Origin of the sequence: Peptostreptococcus anaerobius VPI 4330 = DSM 2949, assembly GCF_000381525.1 — a bacterium.
GTDB lineage: Bacteria > Bacillota > Clostridia > Peptostreptococcales > Peptostreptococcaceae > Peptostreptococcus > Peptostreptococcus anaerobius.
Window position 1 is genome coordinate 1 of record NZ_KB906623.1, and the last position, 14,501, is coordinate 14,501.

Here is a 14,501-nt window from a genome sequence, read left to right on the forward strand (position 1 = left end):
CAAAATGGAAAAGTAGAAAGAAGTCACAGGGAAGATGGTAAGATTTTATATAATCGAAAAGTATTTACTAGCGAAAAAGATCTGATAAATCAGGTGGCAAAGCATGAAAGAAGATATAATAGTACGGCAAAAACAAGTTTAAAATTTAAAAGTCCAAATGAAGTTGTAGAAGAGTATTTCAAAAATACAGCCTGCTATTGTGAAAATTAAAATGAACTAAGTCAAGGTACGCAAAGCTTTACTCCTTGACTTATCCATTTATAATTTTCGATAAAATAGCAAGTATTTTGAAAAACTTTCTCGTAAGTGTAACATATGTATTGACAACTAAGAACTTGACACTGTCATTATACAACCAAACTATTTACAATTATTAAATAAAATTGTATAATTTATATAATATTGATAGAGAGAGGAATTTCGAAAATGAGCAGTGATTTAAAGTTTTTTTTAAGTAATGAACTTAATATCAATATCCAAATAACTAATAATCAAGTTATGGATCCTCTATTATGTAAAAGAGCTATATTGTTAGAAAAATTAATAGATATAGATATTTCTAACAATAATCCGGATTTTATATCTAACTTTCTTAAAGAGTTGAATAATTTTTTACTAGAAATAAATTCTATCGATGTTAATATTAATAATACAATCAATAAAATTATATCTTCATTTCCTGAATATACTAGAGCTGTAGTTTCACTTTCTACTATAATAAAATCTCATGAATATTGGAGAAAAAGTATAGTTAAATTAATTTTTATGTTAAAAGAACATAAAACAATAAAAGCTAAAATGTTTAATTTCAAAAAACCTGTCAGTAGAATAAACTTAAATACTCTTCAATTTTCAAATGACTATCCATATATTTATTTATATAAGAGTTATAAAATCAACCATAATTTAAATTTATTATTCATAACTAAAGAGTTTAATGATAGTATCTTTGATTTTAATATTGATATATTTGATTTGCTTATATTGAGATCTATTAATGATTTCTATACAAATAATATCTTCAGATTTAATTATACTTCTTTGTTTAAGTATATAAGTACAAATTGTTCAAATATTGTTACTAATAAGCAAGTTAGTGATATTAAAAAATCTATTTCAAAGCTAAGAAACATAAATATTATTTTAGATTATAAGTTAACAAATCAAATATATAAAGAACAATTACTTTATTTAACAGAAATAGATGAATCTAGTTTTTTAATTTTAAGAGATTCTTTTTTATATAGATTAGCTACTGATTTAGATTTATATTATAAATTTGATTTTAATATTATTGATATGCCTATATCTATGACAAAACGAAATCTTTCTTTAAGGGAATACTTAATACACAAAATATTACTTAATGATAGTAAATTTATAAAGTTAAATTTTGATACCATATATTTTGATTTTAAAGTTGATAGCAATCAATCAAAAAAAAGTATTAGAGATACTATAACAAAAATACTTGAATACTGGTTAAGTATTAAAATATTAGAATTTTATAATTTTAAAATGATAAATCATCAATATATCGATATTATAGTACAAAAAATTTAAATCGAGTAGGGAGGACTTTCTCCTCCCTCTCACACCACGGAGCGTGCCGTTCGGCACTCCGCGGTTCAATTCATGTAATAATCTAAACAACTAATGAGTCCTCGCTTTGCGAGGATTTCTTTTGTTATCTTGCGAAGTCCTGTTGTTTTGACTTCCGCCTGATAATGGTCTGCAAATCCTACAGATTGTCTCGCCATCACCTCACGGTGATAACCTTGCAAGTTGCTATAAGGTTCGTCGGCAACTACGCCCTACGTGGACTTTCACCACAGACTGACGGCATGCCCGTCATACTCAAAAAAGGAAGGCCAGGTATTTTTTCCTAGTCTTCCTTTTTAGTACATTGAAAATTACTTTTAAATATATTAAATACTTTTATAGTATAACATATTTAAATAAGGATTACTGCTCTATCTGTTGTATACGGGTCCTGTCCAGTATATATTCTTACTTTCTATACACTCATCTGGTAGGTATACATCTTTAAGTGCCCACTTTCTAAATTCTTGAAATCCTGTCCTATCAACTATATATCCTATATGCTCTTTACCACCTGGAGCCTTTGGATCTATATATTCTTTTACATAGTCATAAGTATTTTCTATGATTTTCACTATGGAGTCTTCATCAACCCACCTTAGCCAGTCTTCAGCCAATCTTGGATTTTTCTTACCTGTCCTTCCCATGATCATCAACTTGTAGTACTTCTTAGGACTTCTTGTCCAAGCACCCATCGGACAATTTAGGACACATTCACCACAACCGATACATTTTTCCTCGTCCCTAACGATCTTGTTGTTTTCACACTTTAGAGCACCTACTGAATAGTTTTTACACTTGTTGACACAGGCCATACAAGTTACACACCTGTTCATGTCATACTCTGGCAGGCAAGTACCAATTATACCAAAGTCGTGCATCCTAGCCTTTATACAGTCGTTTGGACAACCTGTAAGGGCTACCTTAAAATGTAGGTCGTGTGGGAATATAGACTTTTCTATCCTCTTGGCAAACTGAGTAGTATTGTACTGGGCCTTTGGACAGACCTTGTTACCCACGCAGGCAGATATATTTCTAGTACCTGCTGCATCATAACCCTTGTTTCTCTGGCTCTGGTTGATGTCTAGCTTTTCTATAACTGGCTGGATCATCTCATTAACCTGAGGCATATCCTCCATCTTTATTCCAAGAATTTCAAATCCCTGTCTTGTAGTTACATGTATCTGACCATCACCATACTTTGAAGATATCTGAGATACTGTGATCAAACTCTCTGGGTCAATTAGTCCACCTGGAACCCTCACTCTAAGAGATGTCATATACTTATGTTTTGTGATTCTAAAAGCATTTTTCATTACTTTTTTTGTATTTAAATCTCTAATCATAGCTCTTCCTCCTAGTCCACTAATGTCTTTGCAAAATCATAGCTAAATACCGGTCCATCAAGACAGACATATGTTGAATCCATCTTACAGTGACCGCACTTACCTATACCGCAGTGCATTCTTCTTTCATATGAAACCCAAATATTTTTTTCGTCCATATTTAACTTTAGGAATTCTCCAACAGAGAACTTCATCATCATTGGTGGACCTACAACCACTGCTGAAGCCTGGTTTACATCTATATTTAATTCTGGTATATACTTAGTTACAAGACCTACATTTCCTGTATATCCCTCATCTGCCCCATCAACTGTCACTAGGATGTCTAGTTTCTCTGCCCATCTTTCAAGGTCTTTGGCAAATAATACATCTGCTGGCGACTTAAATCCTACTATCAGCTTGAATGACTTAAATTCTTCCTTATGACCGTATACATACTCTACTATACCCCTTACTGGAGCTAGGGCTGAACCACCTGCAACTATAACTAGGTCTCTTCCCTTGTATTCATTTATATCAAATCCATTTCCATATGGTCCTCTTAAAAGCAACTTGTCGCCTGGCTCATAGCCAAATAGGACACCTGTTACCTTACCCACATTTCTAATAGTAAAGTCTACATAGTTCTCACCTATTCCCGATACTGATATAGGTGACTCACCGTATTTTGGTAGAGATATCTCATAGAACTGACCTGGCTTTACCTTTGACGTATCGGTCTTAGTCCTAAAAGTCCATTCCTTGTCTGTATGTTTAGTTATTTCTAGTATTTCACACGCTACTGGTATATATGGGTTGCTACAATTGCACATAATATCCTCCTAATCCTATAAGTCTTTTTCTTTCATAGCCTTGTTTACTTTTTCTATTGCTTCTGAGAATGATATATACTGTGGACAGGCATCATCACATCTACCACACCCAACGCACATATTATATCCAAATCTCTCCTTGAAATCGTGCATCTTATGCATAGTCTTAAATCTCATCCTCTGACCGTGCTTGTTTCTAAATGCATGACCACCAGCTATGCTAGTATAGCCATCAACCTGACATGATGCCCAGACCCTTCTTCTCTCTCCTGCATTTGGGTTTTCCTTGTAGAAGATATCCTGCATAGAAAAACAAGTACAAGTTGGACAGGTAAAATTGCACCTACCACAGGCTATACATCTTGCATCGTATTCATCCCACATCTCATGACCCTGTAGGTATGTAAAGTCTACATTTTCAGGCACATCAATAGAGAACTTATTCTCCCTAACATAATCCACTTCAAAGTCAGTCTGACATCCATCAAATACATTTAGGTCTTCGTCCCTTATATCTAAGAATATCTTTCCATCCCTTATATTCATTCCCATATCATACTTATCTGCCTTGTTTGAATCCATGCTTACACAGAAACAATTTCTAAACGACTCCTGACATCCAACCAATACAAATTTGACCTTGTCCCTATGTCTCTTATAGTAGTAGTCTGGTTCTTCACCATTTTCTAGGTATATCTGGTCTACCCTCTTGACTGCATTTAGGTCACAGGCCCTCAAAAATACAAGGCTCTGTCTATCATCTATAGTAGACTCCTTGAACTCACCTTCTGTAAAGTAAAATAATATCTCATTTATAGGTAGTATAGTCTCCTTCGGCGAAAAATTTGACTTTTCATCCCAAACCATATCTTCGAACTTATTTACAATTGAATACTTTATTAGGTCAGTGTCTGAAAAAGTCCCCCTCTTAGCAAATCTCTTTGGAGCAAATATCCTGTACTTCTTGCTCAATATCTCTAGTCCCTGGTCAAACGACTCATGACTCAACTCTAGCTTCATGCGATTACCCCCTTTGAATAACAGTATTTAAATATGCCTCATATTTTTGCAATTGATATCCTAATTGATAATATAATGTTATCATTTTGTCAATAAAAAAACTGTGATATAAATCACAGTTTCAAATATATATTAAAAAAATGTACAGGTGTTAATCTTGGATAAAGATAGATATGAATATACCCCTACTAATCTTAGGTCAACATAGCTATCAATATACTAGCACTAGTCTTGGATAAACCTAGCTATCCAGTCCATATAGCTCTACAAGATATTCATATCTCTCGTGCCCTATCGTAGTCAAGTCATAGATGCCATCTACAGCCTCGACTAGACCATCTTTTCTAAGCTTGTCAGTAACAATGTCCAATTCCTCATCAGACCAAACCAGGTGTTCCTTGATAGTATCTACCCTATTTTCTTCATTACTACTTCCATCTATAATATGGTTTCCGACATGAACGATAAACATATCCTTTCTTACCTTGACCTTGAGGTTATTTCTATTTATGACCCTTGATACAATACCGTTCTTATTTACCAAAAGGACTAGCATAAATAAAACCATACCAACAACTGCACACATACCAGTCATTGATGCATTTATCTGAATGGATATATAACTACCTATTAGGCATGTGATACTTGCAAATACACAAGAAAGTACCAGCATCTTCTTTAGGTCCTTGGATATCAGGTAGGCTGTGGCAGCAGGTGCTATAAAAAAGGATAGGACCAATATTGAACCTACAGCATCGAAGGCCGCAACAGCAGTTATGGATGTAAGTGTCATAAAACTATAGAAAATCAAGCCTATAGGCATACCTATCAATTTTGCATATTCTTCATCAAAACTACTTGTCTTCAAATACCTGTAAAATGCCACTATAAATCCTAGATTTAGTATAAGGGTAACACCCATCCTTAAAAAGCTTATCGGAATATATAGGCCCCCTATATTTACAGAATTTAGTGATGCAAATATAACCTCACCCATCAAAACAACGTCTGTATCTATATGGGCATTTCTAGCATACCTAGATATAAGTATGACAGCCAAGGAGAAGAACATAGGGAATACAACACCTATAGCATCACTCCTGTCAACCCTCTTGGACCTTCCGACCAACTCTATAAAGGCCACTGTAATTACTCCAAATACACCAGCACTTATAATCAAAAATGGAGACTCCAAGTCCTTAGTGATAAAAAATGCTAGTACTATTCCCAAAAGTACAGAGTGGGATATGGCATCAGCTATCATAGAAAGGTTTCTTAGGACCAAAAATACCCCTAGCAAACTACAGCTTATAGATGTTATTAGTAATACTGCCTGTGATCCTAGCATTATCTTGTCCTCCTTAATTTTATTGATTTGCTGATAGTTCCATATGGGCCAAACAGCATAGAAAATATAGTTATACTACCCATTGATAGTATAATAGTCGGTCCTGTACTCAATCCACTGTAGATAGATGAAAAATAAGTACCAAGTATTGCAGATAGGCCTCCCACAAGAGAAGCAACTACAAGAACCCTCGAAAACTTTTTAGACCACTGGTTGGCTGCAACACAAGGAAGTATCAAAAAAGAACTTATCAATATTGAACCGACAGCCTTTAGTCCTATACCAACGAGACCTATTGTCATAAATAATAGAACCCCTTCTATCAATCTTGTGTTAAGACCTATAGTCTTTGAAAACTCAGTATCAAATGTGAATACAACCAACTGCTTGTAAAACAATATAAATGTAGCTACAACTATTATTGACACCACAACTATCAATTTTATATCTTTTTCCATCATATATGCCGCTTGACCAAATATATAGTTGCCTAATCCTGACTGTGATGCAGCTTGGTACTTGGGATTTCCCTGTATAATCGACTTGAGTACCATACCAAGTCCAAAAAATCCGGACAAAAATATTGCCAAACAAGCATCTAGGCTAACCTTTGAATTTCTCTTTGCGACCTGAATCAAAAAATAACTAAGGGCGCCAGCAAGAACTGCTCCTACAAATAGCATATTTGGATTTCTCGTTTGAAATACCATAAATATGAGCACTATACCCGGAAAAGAAGAGTGGCCTATAGCATCTCCTATCAGAGATTGTCCCTTATATAGGTTTAGTGACCCTACTATAGCAGAAGCCACTGCCAAGAATAGAGTACCTATAGAAATTAACTGAAATGTATACGATCTTAGTATCTCCATCTACTTCCTCCTCGCCATCCACTCAAGAGGACTGATATCCTTAAATATCTCACTACAATTTCCTTGAGCCTTTATAGTTTTGTCAACAACTACCACATTATCAAAATAGTCTAGCAGAGTATTCATATCGTGGTGGACCGCTATAACAGTCTTACCCTCCGCCTTAAATTCTTCAAACTTCTCCATTATGATTTTCTCTGTATTCTTGTCTACACCAGCAAGGGGCTCGTCCATAATATAAATGTCCGCATCCTGGTTTATGGCTCTAGCTATAAATACCCTCTGCTTTTGTCCACCTGACAAGTCAGCTATATGCCTGTTTGCATACTCCTCCATCTTCATATGTCTTAGGGCTGATAGGGCTTCTTCCCTTTCTTTTTTGCCCTGCCTTGAAAATAGGCCCATCTGACCAAATTTACCCATCATGACTACATCTAATACGGATATTGGAAAGTTCCAGTTGACTGTCTCTGTCTGTGGTACATAGGCAACCCTCTGCCTCACCTGAGAATATTCCTTTCCCCAAAACTCAACCTTGCCAGTAAGTGGACACATTAGACCAAGTATGCCTTTAAGTAGGGTTGACTTACCAGCACCATTTGGACCTATTATAGCCGTCCTAATCCCCTGGACAAAGTCTACATCAACATCCCAAATTACTGGTGTATCATCATAAGCCATTGTCATGTCTTCTACCCTGATGACAGGATTTTCCAATCTAAATCTTTTATTTTTTATCATGCACTTCCTCCTATAAAAAATAGGGGGCTCAAAAAAGACCCCCTTAATAATTCTTATTTAACTTTTTTGCCTTTAGTCTTTAGTAGCTTAAAACTATCTTAAATTTAACTTAGTAGTACATGACCAAACTGAGTATATATAAGTAGGCTTAAACTACCTTCAGTTTTTGTTTATTACTTTAGGTTCTCATTCATTAGTTGAACATTGTGTCTGTACATATCTATAAATGTATCTCCCTTGCTTCCCTTTGGTGCCAGTGAGTCAGAGAATAGCTCCTTGTCTTCACCTGAAACCACCTTTACATCAAATCCTTTTGATTTTACAATTTCCTTTAGCTTATTCATTCTTTCAGGATTTGTGGTAGATTCAGCAAATATAGCCTTGATCTTGTGGTCCACTATAAACTGGGCAGTCTTATCTATATCCTTGTTGGCAAGCTCGGAGTCAGTGCTTACTCCCTGTGGAGCAACTACCTCTATTTTATATGCTCTTGAGAAATAGTTAAACGCATCATGTGGTGTTACTAGATACCTATTTTCCTTAGGAATCTCGCTCAATAACTTCTTGTTTTCCTCGTTTAACTTGTCAAGTTCAGCCTTATATGCCTCTGCCTTCTTTGAGTACTCATCCTTCTTTTCTGGAACCAACTTACCTAGTTCTTCATTGGCTACATCTACTGCCTTCTTGTAAAGGTCTATATTAAACCAGAAATGAGGGTCCTTTATCTTCTTGCCATCTTCTTCCATAACACCAATTTCATCATCCTTGAAGTTCTTTGTAACAGCTGTACCCTTCTTCTCTAGGGCTTCAACCATCTTACCTTCAAAATGTATACCGTGGTATAGTAGCAAGTCAGATTTTTGAATCTTAGTTAGATCATCAGGTTTAGCTACATATAAATGTGGATCTTCCCCCGCTGGAATTATCATATCTATATTTACAGAATCACCTGCTATCTGTTCTACCATATCTGCCAAAAATGAAGTTGTCACTACTACATTCTTCTTATCCGAACCTGCACTACTTGCTTCCTTCTTAGAACAAGCTGTCGTAAATGCCAATGCAGTCATCAAAACTACTAATGAAAATACCGAAAATACTTTTTTAATCATACCCTTCTCCTTTATAATAAATTCTTTAGGTATATGATATCAGTTATCAATTGTTTTGTAAATAGTTTTTTGATAATAATTATCATTCGCTATAAATTTCTATAAAACTCTAGTAGCTTATCAAAATCTTCTTTGTCAGGGTGGCTTATACTAAAACCTCCAATCAACTTAAGAGGACCATATGTACAATATCCCCTGCACTGGAACTTGCCCTTGAGCTTTATTCCCAATTTGCTGATTTCTTCTTCAAAGTCCTTTATGTAGTCAACTGATTCTAGTCCAGCAGTAGCTATTGTTACCACGTCTTTATTTGCCAAAGAATCCTTGTATAACCTAGCAAAATCGTATATTTCCTTAGCAAGCTTTCCATAATAGACACCTGAAGCAAATATAACCCTGTCATACTGGTCTATATCCAATTCTAATTCTGATACATCTCTATTCTCTCTTAACTCTAATTTGTCGAACTCAACTTCTCCATCCAAAAATTCAACCAATTTAAGTGTATTTAAATGATGGTTGGAAAAATATACTATTAAGGTCTTCATCTAGTTACCTCCCCTATTTTCTTTTCCATTTCTTATTTATCAATATTGTACTAAAATATGGAACCTTCTCAAACTTTAAAACTTCACTTATATCTTCGTATACAATCTCATTTTCCATAGATGAATTAGATACCATGATTGCATTTTTACTCAATCCCTTTTTTACAATCAAGTCTACTACATCTTTAAAATTCTTATATACCTTCATAAGTACCAAACAATCAAAATCATCAACATAGTAAGAGAGCCTGTCAAATTCATCTGTACATGAAACTACAGCCAAAGACTCCCTGTCCATGACAAGAGGAAAATTGTTGCTAGAAGATATGTTGATAAATGAACTAATACCAGGTATAGTCTCAATCTCTATCTTGTTAATCAACCTCTCCAAAAGGTATACATAGGTAGAATACACCATAGGATCTCCTAGGGTTATAAAACCTACATGTAATCCTTCTTTGACATCTATTTCAATTTCTCTTGAAATCATATCCCAAGCCTCAATCTTCTCATCATCATTGTAGTTCATTGGAAAATGTCTTTCTTTTACGATTAAGTCTTCTCTTAAGTAGTCACTCACTATGCCCATGGCTGTACTTTCTCCACCTTTTTTCGCCTGTGGTGTATATAGGACATCCAATTTTTCAAGTGTTCTAACAGCCCTGATAGTCAGTAGATCACTATCACCGGAACCAACTCCTATGCCGTATAATTTGCCCATGACCTATATCTCCTCTTTCAAGTTTCTAAGGAACATATCCTGAACCTCTTCCATCTGGCCTAGACTCTCAAGATGGATTACAACATCAAATCCAGCCCTTGTAAACTTGGTCTTCCAAGAGTCTTCAGAATCTCCTGCCATATCTTTTTTGGCATGGACGCCTGCAACCAAAAGAAATGGTCTGAGATGGACCTTGTGTATACCATCTTTTTTTAACTGGTCAATTACAGTATCTACATCAGGGTAACCCTCAACAGTTCCAACATATACAGGCAGTCCCTTTACCTTGATCCTGTATTCAAGACCCGCATATGATGCATGGGCAACATGCTCTGTGCCATGCCCCATAAGTACAAGGACTTCGCCATCTTCTGGATTGTCTCCTAGGTTTTCCCTAGCCATTTTTTCTATTATGTCTGTTACTTCATCATAATCCTTAGGACTTGAAAGAAGTGGTCTGCCAAGCACTATTTTGTCGAACTTGTCCTTGTAGTACCTGCATATATCCTTGATCTTATCAAATTCTTCACCATTTATAATATGCAGCGATTGAACCAATACTTCATCATAGCCAGCCTGGTATATCTCTTCCATGACCTCATCAGGGAATTTAATTATGGTATTTTCTTTTTCCTTTAATTTCTTTATTATCTTTCTAGAAGTCCATGCCCTAAAAAAATCATGGTCCTTGAACTCTTGTCTTATCTTGTCTTCACATGCCTCTATTGTAAGTTTTCTAGTGTCGGCATATGAAGTACCAAAACTGACAACCAGTAAAGCCTTTTTGTTTGCCATAAATCCCTCCTAAATCTATACTTTATATTATCAATTACTATTTATTAATTATTATCCAAAAATTATACTTTCTTCTATCTCTGATATATCGTGTACTACTCTCTGATAGTCTATTGTCTTTCTCTTTATTATTATAATAGGTATGCCTAGTTCTTCACAAGCAGCAATCTTGTCCATAAAACCACCAGCAAATCCACTCTCCTTGGTAATAACTACATCTACCTCTGCATGCTTGAGCATGGCTACATTTATATCCTTGCTGAAGGGTCCCTTGATAGCCAGTAAGTTGTCAGCATTTAGACCCATGGCCTCGCAATTTCTTATGACTTCACTTGTAGGAAGGACTCTTGCAACCAAAGACTTAGACTTTAAGAGTTTTACATAGGTTCCAAGGTTCTTACTACCTGTGGCTATAAATACATTCTCCCACTGGTCGTTGCCAAGAATCATGGCACAGGCCTCTTCTATTGTATCAACTATGTATTCTCCCTGGTATTTAATTTCACCAAGCAAGGACTTTCTCTCAAATCTTATGTATTTTATATCTGTCTCTTCACAGGCATCCATGGCATTTCTCGATACCTCAACAGCATATGGGTGGGTTGCATCTATTACCTGCCTAACTTCATTTTTAATGATATAGTCCACCATACCATCCTTGTCCATCTTTCCATTTATGATGTCTTTGGCACGAGACTCTGCTAGGTCTCTTCCAAACTCAGTAACTACAGACAATACAAAATCGCTGATACCTATCTCATATAGTCTATCGCATATTTTTAAACTATCTGAAGTTCCTCCTAATACTAGTATCATATCCTGTACCCCCTCGGTGTTATTATACTATCATTTTCAATGTATGATTCCTTATTTCCAATTATGACCATTGTGGACATATCGCATATATCGTAGTCCATATTTTCAAATGTCATAACATATTTTTCCATATTGTCTCTTCCTGCATTCTTTACAATACCGACTGGTGTATGACTAGACTTGTACCTAGCCATAACCTCGAATGCTCTTCTTAGGTGGTCTGGTCTGCCCTTGCTCTTCGGATTGTATAAGCATATTACAAAATCACCCTGGGCAGCTAGTTCAAGTCTCTTGAGTATGTGGTCCATGGGAGTCATCAAATCACTAAGGCTGATATGGCAAAAGTCATTCATAAGTGGAGCACCAAGTTCTGCCGCAGCAGATATACTAGAGGTTACACCCTGGACAATCCTTATTTCCTGTCCCCATTCTTCCTTTGTGTTAAGTTCATATACTAGGCCTGCCATCCCGTATACGCCAGAGTCTCCTCCACTGATCATAGCTACTATATGACCCTTTTTAGACAGATCTAAGGCTGCCCTTGACCTGTCTATCTCCTGTCTCATACCATTTTCTACTACTATCTTATCAGCTACCAGGTCTCTTATTAAGTCTATGTAGGTCTTGTATCCTACTATTATATCGCACCTTTCTATCACTTCAATAGCCTCTAGTGTCATATGGTCTTTTTTCCCAGGACCAATTCCCACAACATATATCATCTATTCCACCTCTTATACCTTCCCAAAGAAAGGGTTATTCCATCTTTCTTATATTTTTTGCCTATCAGGTTGCCCTCGCACAGTATGTGGCATGAGGGTTCAGCTACTGAAGACACTCCCGTAACTTTTTTTACAAAATCCGACCTCTCATATAGGTCTTCATAATCGACTAGTTGGTCACTGGCAAAAAACTCACTTTTTACAGATTCTTTGTCACAAAAATCCAGTATAGCCCTTTCATGCCTTTTTAAATCAATGGAGCCTACCATATCTATAGACTTCACATCTATATTTTGCCCTTCCAAGTAGGTATTTATAGCCATATCTAGAACTTGGCTAGCAGTATTTTTCCTACAGCCTATACCTAGAACATTGATCCTTGGAACTAGTCTTATTATCTCACACTTGCTATCTTGTATATCAAACAAATAGGCAAACTCAGTCTTATTTATATCTAGCTTGTCGCTTATTACTATTATACCATAATTAGTCTTAGATTCATCTTGGCTATTATTATTAATCTCATAATTCAAATCTATCACTCTATCATCTATATTTTTAAAACCTCTAATAGACTTTTCCCAACCATCAATACCAATCACTAGGTCTCTAAGGTCTGGATCAATATATATATAGGGTCCCTGACCCTTTAATATACTAGAGTTGTATTTAAGTGACAATTCTCTTATATTATCCACATTTGCACCTAGTTTTTTAACAAGTAGGTCAAAGGCACCCTTGTCATTTATATCCGTGGCTGTTGTTATCACTGGGTTGCCCCCAATTTTATTTGCTATATAGGCAGTCATTTCATTTGCACCTCCCATATGTCCACCTAGGATGCTGATGACATTTATCCCCAGCTCGTCCATTACAATAACAGCTGGATCGGTAAACTTATCCCTTATAAAAGGAGCGATTGTCCTAATCGCTATACCACTCGCCATAATAAATACTAGATAATCAAAATCATTAAAGTACCTGTCTATACTTTTCTTAAAGTCTTTAAAATATAGGAGCTCAGAATCCAAATTCCTATCACTTGTAAACTTAATCAAGTCTTGGGCCAAGGACCTTGACCTATCAGTAAGATATATATAGGCAAGTTTTTCATTTTTATATCTAGCCCTAGACAATATATCTCTTGTCCTATCTCCCAAGTCTCTGGTCCTATTCATCAAGTCCATAGTCCTATCCATGGGCCTATCCATCAAATCTCTAGTCCTATTCGTCAATTTGATCACTTGCCTTCCTGTATTCATGGCTGAAATATTTTGAATAGAGCATAGAATAGTTGTATTTATCTCCCAAGAAATCCCCTACCAAAATAAGGGCGGTCTTCTTGATACCTGCATCTTTTACCTTTTGACTAATGTCCTCTAAAGACCCCATTACAGTCATTTCATCATCCCATGTAGCCTTGTAGACTATAGCAACAGGTGTGTCTTTCTTATATCCTCCACCTATCAATTCTTCAACTACTTCTTCAATCCTATTCACAGACAAGAATATAGCCATAGATGTTTGGTGGTAGGCAAAAGACCTAAGGTCCTCCCTCGTAGGAACTGGTGTCCTTCCACCTATCCTCGTAATTATCAGGCTCTGGGAAATCTCTGGAACTGTGTACTCAATGCCAAGGCTTGCAGCTGCCCCCAAAAATGAACTAACTCCGGCTACAGACTCGTAGTCTATACCAAGTTTTTTGAGTTCCTCTGCCTGCTCCCTGATAGATCCATATATGGATATATCACCTGTTTGGAGCCTGACAACAAGCTTATCAGCCCTAGCTCCCTCTCCCATTACTCCAATTATTTCTTCTAGGGTCATATATGCGCTATCATGTAGGACTACCCCCTCTTTACAATAGTCAAGCAGTTCCCTGTTGACTAAGGATCCTGCATATATAACTATATCCGCCCCTTGTAGCAACTTGTATCCCTTTAAGGTAATGAGTTCCTTGTCTCCTGGACCAGCACCTACAAAATATATCTTTTCCATATTAATCAACCTCTCCTAAATCAGCAAAACCACTTTCCTAAATCAGCA

16 protein-coding genes and 1 pseudogene are annotated in these 14,501 nt (G+C 36.0%); 2 read left to right on the forward strand and 15 right to left on the reverse strand.

The features are described 5' to 3' along the window. Both F823_RS11165 and F823_RS0106335 read left to right on the forward strand, forming a co-directional pair. A pseudogene (locus F823_RS11165) lies at positions 1-210 on the forward strand (hypothetical protein); the annotation flags it as partial. Between the two features lie 216 nt (positions 211-426). After that, positions 427-1,563 carry a hypothetical protein gene (locus tag F823_RS0106335; RefSeq protein WP_002845862.1) on the forward strand — a complete coding sequence of 379 codons (1,137 nt, stop codon included), beginning with the start codon at positions 427-429 and terminating at the stop codon, positions 1,561-1,563. A gap of 65 nt (positions 1,564-1,628) precedes the next feature. Here F823_RS0106335 and F823_RS11420 read toward each other — a convergent pair whose 3' ends face one another. From F823_RS11420 to F823_RS0106405, 15 genes are all read right to left on the reverse strand, one after another. After that, positions 1,629-1,760, reverse strand: a complete 132-nt coding sequence (locus F823_RS11420) for a hypothetical protein (protein WP_276324257.1) — start codon at positions 1,758-1,760, stop codon at positions 1,629-1,631. 213 nt (positions 1,761-1,973) lie between these two features. Next, positions 1,974-2,948 (reverse strand): sulfite reductase subunit C, encoded by a 975-nt coding sequence (gene asrC / locus F823_RS0106340; protein WP_002846204.1) that lies wholly within the window; start codon positions 2,946-2,948, stop codon positions 1,974-1,976. A gap of 11 nt (positions 2,949-2,959) precedes the next feature. Next, positions 2,960-3,760 (reverse strand): anaerobic sulfite reductase subunit AsrB, encoded by an 801-nt coding sequence (asrB, locus tag F823_RS0106345; protein ID WP_002846202.1) that lies wholly within the window; start codon positions 3,758-3,760, stop codon positions 2,960-2,962. 15 nt (positions 3,761-3,775) lie between these two features. Then, a complete protein-coding gene (gene asrA, locus F823_RS0106350; RefSeq protein ID WP_002846200.1) occupies positions 3,776-4,780 on the reverse strand; it encodes an anaerobic sulfite reductase subunit AsrA in 1,005 nt (334 codons plus the stop codon). A gap of 241 nt (positions 4,781-5,021) precedes the next feature. Beyond that, on the reverse strand, positions 5,022-6,128 hold the full coding sequence (locus F823_RS0106355; protein WP_002846198.1) for a metal ABC transporter permease: 1,107 nt from the start codon (positions 6,126-6,128) through the stop codon (positions 5,022-5,024). Beyond that, positions 6,128-7,000: a metal ABC transporter permease gene (locus F823_RS0106360; RefSeq protein WP_002846197.1), complete on the reverse strand. Its 873-nt coding sequence runs from the start codon at positions 6,998-7,000 to the stop codon at positions 6,128-6,130. Before F823_RS0106360 ends, F823_RS0106355 begins: the two co-directional genes overlap by 1 nt. After that, positions 7,001-7,741, reverse strand: a complete 741-nt coding sequence (locus F823_RS0106365; protein ID WP_002846196.1) for a metal ABC transporter ATP-binding protein — start codon at positions 7,739-7,741, stop codon at positions 7,001-7,003. 173 nt (positions 7,742-7,914) lie between these two features. Continuing rightward, positions 7,915-8,853: a metal ABC transporter solute-binding protein, Zn/Mn family gene (locus tag F823_RS0106370; RefSeq protein WP_002846195.1), complete on the reverse strand. Its 939-nt coding sequence runs from the start codon at positions 8,851-8,853 to the stop codon at positions 7,915-7,917. Between the two features lie 89 nt (positions 8,854-8,942). Beyond that, a complete protein-coding gene (locus tag F823_RS0106375; protein ID WP_004167189.1) occupies positions 8,943-9,401 on the reverse strand; it encodes a flavodoxin domain-containing protein in 459 nt (152 codons plus the stop codon). Between the two features lie 13 nt (positions 9,402-9,414). Further along, positions 9,415-10,122: a cobalt-factor II C(20)-methyltransferase gene (locus F823_RS11345; RefSeq protein ID WP_002846191.1), complete on the reverse strand. Its 708-nt coding sequence runs from the start codon at positions 10,120-10,122 to the stop codon at positions 9,415-9,417. Positions 10,123-10,125: 3 nt separating this feature from the next. Beyond that, positions 10,126-10,917: a sirohydrochlorin cobaltochelatase gene (locus F823_RS11350; protein ID WP_002846190.1), complete on the reverse strand. Its 792-nt coding sequence runs from the start codon at positions 10,915-10,917 to the stop codon at positions 10,126-10,128. 51 nt (positions 10,918-10,968) lie between these two features. Continuing rightward, positions 10,969-11,733, reverse strand: coding sequence for a precorrin-6A reductase (cobK, locus tag F823_RS0106390; RefSeq protein WP_002846189.1), 765 nt, complete (start codon positions 11,731-11,733; stop codon positions 10,969-10,971). Further along, positions 11,730-12,455, reverse strand: coding sequence for a precorrin-3B C(17)-methyltransferase (gene cobJ, locus F823_RS0106395; protein WP_002846187.1), 726 nt, complete (start codon positions 12,453-12,455; stop codon positions 11,730-11,732). Before cobJ ends, cobK begins: the two co-directional genes overlap by 4 nt. Then, positions 12,452-13,699: a cobalt-precorrin 5A hydrolase gene (locus F823_RS0106400; protein ID WP_019595505.1), complete on the reverse strand. Its 1,248-nt coding sequence runs from the start codon at positions 13,697-13,699 to the stop codon at positions 12,452-12,454. Before F823_RS0106400 ends, cobJ begins: the two co-directional genes overlap by 4 nt. After that, the gene (locus tag F823_RS0106405; protein ID WP_002846184.1) at positions 13,680-14,453 is read right to left on the reverse strand and encodes a cobalt-precorrin-4 methyltransferase; all 774 of its coding nucleotides are present in this window, start codon (positions 14,451-14,453) and stop codon (positions 13,680-13,682) included. Before F823_RS0106405 ends, F823_RS0106400 begins: the two co-directional genes overlap by 20 nt. Positions 14,454-14,501 lie beyond the last annotated feature (48 nt).

Excerpts from the sequence above, each read along its gene's own strand:
- F823_RS0106335 (WP_002845862.1), top strand. The coding sequence starts at position 427 with ATGAGCAGTGATTTAAAGTTTTTTTTAAGTAATGAACTTAATATCAAT.
- F823_RS11420 (WP_276324257.1), bottom strand. The coding sequence starts at position 1,760 with ATGGCGAGACAATCTGTAGGATTTGCAGACCATTATCAGGCGGAAGTC.
- asrC (WP_002846204.1), bottom strand. The coding sequence starts at position 2,948 with ATGATTAGAGATTTAAATACAAAAAAAGTAATGAAAAATGCTTTTAGA.
- asrB (WP_002846202.1), bottom strand. The coding sequence starts at position 3,760 with ATGTGCAATTGTAGCAACCCATATATACCAGTAGCGTGTGAAATACTA.
- asrA (WP_002846200.1), bottom strand. The coding sequence starts at position 4,780 with ATGAAGCTAGAGTTGAGTCATGAGTCGTTTGACCAGGGACTAGAGATA.
- F823_RS0106355 (WP_002846198.1), bottom strand. The coding sequence starts at position 6,128 with ATGCTAGGATCACAGGCAGTATTACTAATAACATCTATAAGCTGTAGT.
- F823_RS0106360 (WP_002846197.1), bottom strand. The coding sequence starts at position 7,000 with ATGGAGATACTAAGATCGTATACATTTCAGTTAATTTCTATAGGTACT.
- F823_RS0106365 (WP_002846196.1), bottom strand. The coding sequence starts at position 7,741 with ATGATAAAAAATAAAAGATTTAGATTGGAAAATCCTGTCATCAGGGTA.
- F823_RS0106370 (WP_002846195.1), bottom strand. The coding sequence starts at position 8,853 with ATGATTAAAAAAGTATTTTCGGTATTTTCATTAGTAGTTTTGATGACT.
- F823_RS0106375 (WP_004167189.1), bottom strand. The coding sequence starts at position 9,401 with ATGAAGACCTTAATAGTATATTTTTCCAACCATCATTTAAATACACTT.
- F823_RS11345 (WP_002846191.1), bottom strand. The coding sequence starts at position 10,122 with ATGGGCAAATTATACGGCATAGGAGTTGGTTCCGGTGATAGTGATCTA.
- F823_RS11350 (WP_002846190.1), bottom strand. The coding sequence starts at position 10,917 with ATGGCAAACAAAAAGGCTTTACTGGTTGTCAGTTTTGGTACTTCATAT.
- cobK (WP_002846189.1), bottom strand. The coding sequence starts at position 11,733 with ATGATACTAGTATTAGGAGGAACTTCAGATAGTTTAAAAATATGCGAT.
- cobJ (WP_002846187.1), bottom strand. The coding sequence starts at position 12,455 with ATGATATATGTTGTGGGAATTGGTCCTGGGAAAAAAGACCATATGACA.
- F823_RS0106405 (WP_002846184.1), bottom strand. The coding sequence starts at position 14,453 with ATGGAAAAGATATATTTTGTAGGTGCTGGTCCAGGAGACAAGGAACTC.